Source organism: Campylobacter concisus, from assembly GCF_002092845.1.
Taxonomy (GTDB): Bacteria; Campylobacterota; Campylobacteria; order Campylobacterales; family Campylobacteraceae; genus Campylobacter_A; species Campylobacter_A concisus_AQ.
In genome coordinates, this window is the sequence record NZ_LVXF01000029.1 from 1 (window position 1) to 1,043 (window position 1,043).

General features: G+C 38.4%; 2 protein-coding genes. Both read left to right on the forward strand.

Annotated features, from left to right (window positions below; genetic code table 11):
- The coding region (locus A3854_RS06100) for an undecaprenyl diphosphate synthase family protein (RefSeq protein ID WP_141081837.1) at positions 1 to 242 on the forward strand (242 nt) is incomplete at its 5' end.
- 7 nt (positions 243 to 249) lie between these two features.
- On the forward strand, positions 250 to 1,038 hold the full coding sequence (locus A3854_RS06105) for a prepilin peptidase (RefSeq protein WP_084041748.1): 789 nt from the start codon (positions 250 to 252) through the stop codon (positions 1,036 to 1,038).
- Positions 1,039 to 1,043: the final 5 nt, after the last annotated feature.

The window sequence follows — 1,043 nt, forward strand, 5'->3', positions numbered from 1 at the left end:
TAAATTTAAAAGGCTGTGAGATAAGTGAAGCGAGCCTAAATGCAGCACTTGATGAGAGTGAGCCAGTGGATCTTCTCATTAGAACTGGGGGCGAGAGCAGGCTTTCAAATTTCATGCTCTGGCAGGCAAGCTACGCGGAGCTGTTTTTCACGCCGACACTTTGGCCTGACTTTGGTAAAGATGAGCTTACAAGCATCGTTAGCAAATTTAAAAATATAGAGCGAAGATTTGGCGGAGTTTAGCGAGATAATGGATAATTTAGTCATCTTTTTTGCCGTTTTTGCTTTTGTTTTGGGTATTTGCGTGGGCTCATTTTCAAATGTGCTGATCTACCGCCTACCAAGAAATGAAAGCATAAATTTTCCAGCTTCTCATTGCCCAAACTGCGATCATAAGCTAAATTTTTATCACAATATTCCAATTTTTTCGTGGATATTTTTAGGTGGCAAATGTGCCTTTTGTAAGCAAAAAATAAGCCTCATCTATCCAGTAATAGAACTAATTTCTGGGATACTTTTTTTGATCTGTTTTTTTAAAGAATGCAGCGAAATTTTAAGTGTAGAAACATTGCTTTACGCGCTATTTTTAGGGCTTTGCTTTATAATGCTGCTAGCTCTTAGCGTCGTAGACATAAGATATAAAGCTGTGCCAGATGCGCTTCTTTTTACAGCGCTATTTTTCGCACTTATCTACGCTCTGATGCTTTTTATATTTAAAGGAAATTTTGCCCAGATTTTAAATTTATTCCTTTTTGCATTTATCTTTTGGGCGCTGAGATTTGTCGTAAGCTTTGCCATAAAAAGAGAAGCGATGGGTAGTGCAGATATCTTTATAGCGGCAATCATCGGAGCTATCTTGCCAGTCAAGCTGGCTCTAGTGGCGATCTATCTTGCAGCACTTTTTACGCTTCCAGTCTATGCGGTCGTTCAAAAAAGGGGCTACGAGCTGGCTTTTGTGCCATTTTTAAGTCTTGGCTTACTTATTACATACGCTTTTAAAGAGCAAATTTTAGAAATTTTAAGGTTTATTTATGAGTAGAGTGA